The sequence below is a fragment of the Amycolatopsis sp. NPDC059021 genome, from assembly GCF_042739895.1.
GTDB lineage: Bacteria > Actinomycetota > Actinomycetes > Mycobacteriales > Pseudonocardiaceae > Amycolatopsis.
This window is the reverse complement of record NZ_JBHYIQ010000003.1, coordinates 94,246-102,220: the sequence shown is the minus strand read 5'-3', so window position 1 is coordinate 102,220 and position 7,975 is coordinate 94,246. Positions and strand designations below refer to the sequence as shown.

Here is a 7,975-nt window from a genome sequence, read left to right as displayed (position 1 = left end):
TCCACCAACGACCCATCCGGCCGATACCCGCTCCCTGCCAACAACGACAACGGATCATCACCTCGAGCCAGCGAAACACCCACATGCCACAACACACCACGCACCCCATCGAGCGTCAGCCCAGCCGGTTCTCCCGCCGGAACCAGCGACGCCCCCAGCACCACATCGTTAATCAGACTCCCCAGCTGTTCCCGCAATCCCGCAGCAGACTCCGGCAACTCCCGCAACTGCAGGTCGACCGCACCCACCAGCGCACGCACCCGCTCATCACCCAAAACCTGCACCGACCGGTCCGCGACCTCACCACCCACCAACCCCCGCAAACCCTCCACCCGGGCATCCAGCCCAGCCTCATCCAGCGACACCGTCAACCCACCGAAGACATCCTGATACCGGCTCCGAACGTCGCGGCTCTCCGCATGACCCTCCACATCGGACATAGCGGTAGGCGCAGTGGTGGTGGCCAGTTCGTCGGCGAACCGGACCCGGCGCGTCGCCCGCGACTCGCTACTGCGATCGCCGGAAGGCTGAACGTCGCCTGACGACTGAGCCTCGTCGTTCGTCCGTTCCGGATAGACGAACTCCTCCCCGTCCGTCAATGTCGAGTAGACGAATTCCTCCCCGGAGAGTTCGCCGTCCGGGACGTCGCGCATGGTCCGCAGCTGCGTCAGCATCTGGTCCCGCTGCCGGATTGCTTCGGCCAGCTGGTCGGCCACGGCGTCGCGTTCCGCCTCGCGCTGGGTCAGGTCCGTCTCGTCGCGCGCCGCCGAGGGCTCGGCCGGCGGTGTGGCTTCGTCGTCGGTGCGTTGCAGCGACTGGTCCTGTGTGGACAGTTCGGTACGCAGCGAGTCGATCCGCTGGTTCGTCTCGTCGATCCGGTCGCTGAGGTCCTGTTCGGGGTCGGCGCTGGCGAGGTCTTCCCGCACGGCGCGGGGGATTTGAGTACCGGCGGGGCTGATCGTGCCCCACGCCCGCCCCGAGGCGAGCGTGTCGTTCAGCGTCCGCAGAGCGCCTTCGGCGTCCCGGATCTGCTCCTCGGACTCACCCGCCTGCCTCGATGCGGTGATCTTGCCCGCGGCCTCGTCGATCCGCCGACGCAACGCCACCGTGTTCCGGGCCCGCGCCATGTCCGCGTCAGCATCACTCGCGTACTTGCGCGCGACGGCCGCGTCGTAGCGGCGTTTCGCCTGCCACCAGACGTCTTCCGCGGCACGGGCCTTCGCGTCCGCGTCCCGCAGGTCGTCCCGGGTCTGGGTGAAGTTCTCGAGCAATGCGGGGTCAGCCTCGAAGACGGGCCGGTGGATCACGGCATACTGCTCGTCCTTGAGCCGTTGCAGTTCACGTTCCGCAGTGGCCAGGCGGGCACGGGCAGCGTCGTGCTGGGTGCGCCGCTCGTGCACATCCGATCCGGTCAGCGCCGCACGCGGCGAACTCGGCGCCGCGCCGAACTCTCCAGACCTGCGCTGTGCCTCGTCCGCCGCGGCACGCGCCACACCACGGGCCAGTGAAAGCTGGTGTTCCTCGAACTCCGCACGCAGCAACCGAACCGACCGCTCGGCCTCTTCGATCCGCGCCGGCAGTTCCTCGATCTTCCGGTCGATCGCATCGAGTTCCTTGGCGAGGCGCCGGGACTCGGCGTTGAGGTTGTTCTCCGCCTGCTCGGCCAGATGCTTGCGACCGCGCTGCTCGTCGACCGCGGTGGTCAGCTCCTTGCTCTTGGCATGCAACTCCTTCGCAGCGTCCTTGAGCGACTGCGGCAGCACTTCACCGGTGAGCTGCTCGGCGAAGTCGTTGCGCATCCGGACCGCGGCCGCGTCCAGGACGCGGAAGGTACGGCCGCCGAGGAAGACATCCGGCCGGCTGGTCTTCGCGACAACTACAGCCCAGTCCAGGTCGACCAGCCGTACCTGGGACAGCTCGTCCTTCTTGTCGTCGAAAGGCTCCCGGGTGGCGGGGTCGCTGGTCCGGTAATCATGCCGGGTCGCGGACTGGGTGAGCTTGGACGAATCAGACGCCTGGATGCCCTTGCTCTCGTAGACCGAGTTGACCAGGTGGCTGACCCCCGCGTGCTGCGGCCCCGCACCGAAGGGCACCGAGATCCGGTCCACCCCTATCAGGTCACCGTCCTTGACCTCCGATTCGGCCTTGTCCTTGGTGGCGCCCTTGCCATCGACCCGCGCCCCGCCCAGACTCGCGAACCGCGACCCCACCATGCGGGCGTGCAACTCCAACGTCCGGCCGGCACTGCCCGGCAGTGGAATGCTCAGCCCCTTCGCAAGAACACTGAGACGATCTTCATCGTTCAGATCGGCCTTGATCAGGACGGCGTTGATCGTCGCATCGAGCGCATGGTCGATCTCGGGAGTGATCTGCGTGCCGGATTCCCGCAGCGCCTCCCTGGCGGCGTCCTTGATCTTCTCCACGTCACCGAAGTAGTGCTCCACAGACTGCGTCCGATGCGGCGACAACTTCGCGGTGGGTGTGCCGTCGTCCCGGTGCGTCCGCCAGTGCTCGAGCTCCGCGCGGGTCCGCGCCGTGTCGGGCAGGCGCCGGGACGGCCCGGTGAACCCGAGGTGCTCCTGGTGTGGCGCGGGGAAGGACACGTCGAGCGGCTGGTTGACCGTGACCCGCCGGGACACCTCCGTCGTCGCATACACGGTGCCGCGCCGGGTGATGCTGGCCGTGATGTTCAGGCCGGCACCGAAGGACAGGACCGGCCCGGAGAGCTGTCCGCTCGTTTGGTGCTGCTGCGCGGTGGTGTAGGTCTTTTTCCGCGTACGGGCACCGAACTGACCATGGGCGCGCTGACCGAGGCCGGCGTTGCCCTGCGTAGCCTTACCGGCCTCGTCACCGTTCTTACTCGCCGGCAGGAACCGCAGCATCCCCCGGACCGCCGGGGACACCGTCGCGATCACCCGGTCACGCCGACGCGTCTGCTTGGTTTCGGTCTTCGCCCGGTTCACGAGCTTCTGCTTGTCCACATGCTCGATCCCCGCGTACTCGACATCCGTCAGATTCGCGGTCAGCGTGAGGTCGTAGGTCTGGCCGCCGAACCGGTTCTCCAGCCGGATCGGGTCGACCGCCTTCCCGTTGAGCAGCTGGTGCACCGACCGGTTGACGTCGGACAGGAACTGCTGGGCGTCCCGCAGGTTGTCGTTGGCGTGCTCCACGAGACGCTCAGGCAACAGGCGGAGCGCGGCCTCCCTGCTGCCCAGCGAAACCGCCAGCTGATTGCGCAACTCGACCAGCGCACCGGTCACGTCGACACGCTCCGACACACCCCCGACCCCCAGCGATGGGCGCGCGGCACCACCTTCGCGCAGGGACGCCGGGACTTCCGGGCGCCGGTAGGACGGCGGCGGCGGAACGACAGGTGCCGGGGTGTCGTCCTCGGTGAGCAGATGATCGAAATCGTGACCGAACAACAACTGCCAGGTGTCGTAATCCGAACGCAATTGCTGCCGCTGCTCATCGGTCAACGTCGTATACAAATCCTTACGGCTCAGCCACATCGACACGGGGATCGTCATCTCCCCGCCCGCCCGCGCGAACCGGGGCTTACGCAACCCGAACAGGAGCGGGTTGGTGTGGATGTTCTGCACCGCCGCGGTGACCTTCAACGACCCGTGCACCAGGATATGCGGCTCGGCGGCTCCCTCCACAGTGAACCGCACTGTGCTCTCCAGCCCGGTCTCGGTGTTGCGGCTCTTACCGACCGAGAAAGGAGCAAAACTCAGCACCAGCGAAGTGAAGAACCCCGTATTTTTATTCGGATCGCCGGCACCGTTGGTGGCGCCGGTCGCGTCGGTGGTGGCCGGGGAATCGAAGGTGGTCGGGGACAGGGCGAACACCGTCTGGAACCTGCCTGTGGCACCCCGCCCCCTGCCGGCGGTGAACCCGCTGGACGCGATCTGCTCGACGGTCAGCTTCCGATACTCCTGCACCGTCGTGTCCAGCCGGTCCACCGACGGCTCGACCGACAGCTGCACCGAGACCTGCTCGACACCCACGCGCCGTTGATGATCGAGCCCGGTCACCAATTTGCCCCGGATGAACAGGCTCGGATCGTCGGTGAACGCCACCTCCGACAGCTGATGCGCGATCGACTCGTCGATCGCGCCCGGCTCGAATTTGAAGATCAGATCCGGTTCGGCGCCCTCCTTCAACCGGGCGTTCACCGCCTTGGTCGCCAGCTCCTTGATCATGTCCTGAATCTCGCCCACCCCGGACATCGACACGATCATCGCCCGCTCCGGAACACGCGAGGCCGCTTCCAACGGCTGCGGGCCGATCTCACGCGCGGTCGCCGGGTCGAACGGCGACACCTCCCTCGGCGGCGGAGGCGGCTGCTCGCTGGTCAGATTCTTCGACACCACGAACTGCAGCGTGGAGGTCCGGGTCAGCTGCTCCGGTGGCACCGCCGCGGTCACCTCATGCGACCTAGGGACATGCTTGCCGCGTTTGCCGGGCAGCACGCGCCGCAGACCCGCGTTCTGCGTCGACGACGAGAGCACCTTCAGCCGGAAGGTGACATCGGAGGAGAACCGGACAAAGCTGGACGAACCCAGCTCGCCCTTCTCATCGAGCGTATCGCCCCGTTTCCAGTCGACATTGCTGCCCGAACTCCGATTGACACTCACCGACTCCGACTTCGTCCACGTACCCGTCGGCCCGGCGACGAAGTACATCGGGGCATGCGGAATCGCACGCACAATGGCACGCAGCTGAGGGAAGGCGAGCGAGGCCGTCCGGTCGGTGGACGAACTCTTGGTGACCGACTCCAGGTCCTTCGTCCGCAACGTCTGGGTCGTGTCCTCAGCCTTGATCTCGGGGCCGTCCCGCATCGACCCCAGTTCGCCACGCAGCACCACGGTGAAGCGGTAGTTGTGGCCGAACTTCTTGTGCTTCAGGTGGATCTTGAGCCCCTTCTCGCTGAGAATGAGGTTCATCAACGCCGTGATCTCACGGGGGGACAAGGTCTTCCGCAACTCCGCATCAGGCGAGAGCAACGCCGCGATCTTCGGAGTGAGCAGGCTCCGGCTGACACCGAACGCCTCAAGCGCCTTGGTGAAGAACCCCGGCCTGGCGATCGTGGGATCATCGAACTGCTTCAAGAAGTCACTCGAACTCAAATAGTAACGCTTGCGCAGCTCCGGCGGGATCTGCCGCAACATCGGCACGATCGTCTCGTAGAACCACGTCGTGTCATCCTGCGAAACACCCTCGACCCGGCCCGGCACATACTTGCGGTGCTCCATCTCCGACGGCCCGTAACGCACCCGGTCATCGCCGGAACGGAACTCCTCACCGGACTCCATCCCGGGCTTGCCGATCCGGTCCACCTGCCCTGCCGGCGCCGACAGCTGCGCGGTCACCGCGCCATGCAGCGGCCTGCCCTTCTCACCGATCGGACGCACCTGCAGCTCATAAACGACCTGGACGTCCTTCACGTCCTCCTTACCCGCCAGAGCGTTCTTGACCGCAGTCGACCGGGTCGAGGCACGCCCATGCGTCTTGCCTTTACTCGTACCGAAACTCGCCCCTCCGAAAAGCTTCACGACAGGAGGCAGAATATTCGCACCCACACCCACACCCAGCTCAAGACCCCACTTGCGGCTGACCGCCTTCTCGTCCGAGTTTTCGAGGTGGGCACGATCGGTGTCGGTGATCTCCCGCTTGGCACCGTCGCCGACGACGTAGTACTTCGGCACCAGACGTGCTTCCAGCTGCGTCACCCGGGTGAAGAACTCAAAACCCCTGGCGTTGCGGCCCTTATACAGCGGCGGCGAACGGAACCAGCCGGCCTCCGCATGCGGATACGCCTCATTCGCCGACTCCCGCCGCAGCTCGGCCAGCAGATTCTCCTCGCCAAGGAACTGCTGAAGCAGCTCCCTGCCATACGAACCGACGGCGAACACCTTGTCGTACTTCTCGCCGTACTGCGCACGCAGCTGATCGACGACCTGACCGAAGAAGTCCTTACTCGACGGCGCGTTGTGCACCACCACAATCTCGGGAGCGTACTTGGACGGCAACTTCGCATCGGGCTCAAGACGGTGGATACCCTGTTCGGCAAGCGCGGCCTGATCCGCCAGCTTGATCGCCAGCCCCGGCACGCCATCGCGCGCGACGGCCAGCACCGCGGGAGCGGGATCCGGGGTAACGGCCCGCTCGATCGGAACCGACACATTCACCATGCCGACGCCACGAACCTCACCGCCCGGACCACTGTGCTCCGAGGTCACCACCCTGTCGCTCTCGTCACGCAACGACGCGACAACCCACATCGGCGCCTCGACGGTATGCATCGCACCCAGATCGACCTGATAGGAATTACCGAATTCCGCCTTCAACCGGGTGTCCTGCGGCTGATCCGGGGAAATCTGCAGACGCGGAGTGGCGATCACCATCGGACCCACAGGCGTCATTGACGAAACGGTAAACCCGACACTGTTGTCATGAAAAACACCGTCATTACCGGAAACTTCGTGCTTATCCTTCGACTTCAGCGTCGTCGCATTCGTCTTAGATTCCTTCAGCGGCTTCAAACCCGGGTCATCAATGCCAAACCCGGTCCGCAACTTCAACTCGTAAATCTCGCCCTCGACCGTCGTGAGCGTGAGCCGCTTACCCTCACCGACGAACTGCTGCGGCTTCACATCCAGCTGCGCCTGGAGAGCGTCGAGATTCTTCCACCGCACACCGGGAAGGAGCCTGGCCAGCAGATCCTCCAAGGAAACCTGCACGAGCGTCTTGTTCACCGTGGTCGAACCCGCGGCACGATTGTGCCGCACATAATCGGGAACATGCTCGCGGATATATTCCGCCGTCTTCTCCGGCGACTCTTCCGTGCCTCCGCCGGTCCGCACAGCAGAATCGGCCACCGGCGTGTCCCCGGCGGCGCCCGACGCCCCCTCCGACACCGTCCGGACCGGCGCATCCACACCAGCCACAAAGTCCTCGGCAGCATCCGGACGACCGTCGATCTTCGCCTTCTTAAGCCGAAGCCTGCGAACATCAGAACCAGTCAACACCGGTGAACCATCCCCGGCAGCATCCGACGACCGTCCCGTCGGCCGCGTACTGGGCAATCCCGCAGACTCACCGGTCTCGCCGGCCGCATCTCGACGCGCCTTAATGCGAATCCTGGAAACAGTGCCATAGTGGATCAAGCCGCCGGACAATTCTGCAACCTTATGCTGACCAATGTCCACTGGAATCCCCAAAACCCACTCACGCACCAAATCACCCAAAAGCGAATTCTTGAACCGACCACCATGCTTATCCGTCGACAGCCCCCGCGCCTCCAGAAAATCCTTCAACGTAGCAAAACCTCCGCCACCCTCCCGCCACCTCAACGCCTCCCCCCAAACCTCATCCAAAATCTCCACAAAATCCCCATCTCCACCAAGACCCGCCTTACTCCGAATATCCGACACAGTGTTATAATGAACCAGGCCACCGGACAATTTCGCGACCTCGCGCCTGCGAATATCCACGGGCATACCCAAAACCCACTCGTGCACCAAGTCACCCACAACTGGATTCTTGAACGAGCCAGTTTTCGACTTTTCCGTCGAAACCTCTCGCGCCTTCAAAAGATCCTTCAACGTGGCAAAACCACCGCCACCCTCCCGCCACCTCAACGCCTCCTCCCAAATCTCATCCGAAATCTCCGAAAACCTCCCGACCACACCAGGGTCCGCCTTACTCCGAATCTCCGACACAGTGGAACTATGGACCAGGTCACCGGACAATTCCGCGACCCTACGCGCGACAACATCCACAGGAATCCCCAAAACCCACTCACGCACCAAATCACCCACAGCCGAATTCTTGAACCGACGACCAAGCTTCTCCGTCGATACCCCCCGCGCCTCCAAAAGATCCTTCAACGTGGCAAAACCACCGCCACCCTCCCGCCACCTCAACACCTCCCCCCGAACCTCATCCGAAATCTCCGAAAACCTCCCGC

The 7,975-nt window shown here is 64.5% G+C and carries 1 protein-coding gene; it reads right to left on the bottom strand.

The annotated features are described in order from the left end of the window. The coding region (locus ACFWX1_RS02335) for a hypothetical protein (RefSeq protein WP_378383007.1) at positions 1–7,322 on the bottom strand (7,322 nt) is incomplete at its 3' end. Between the last annotated feature and the right edge of the window lie 653 nt (positions 7,323–7,975).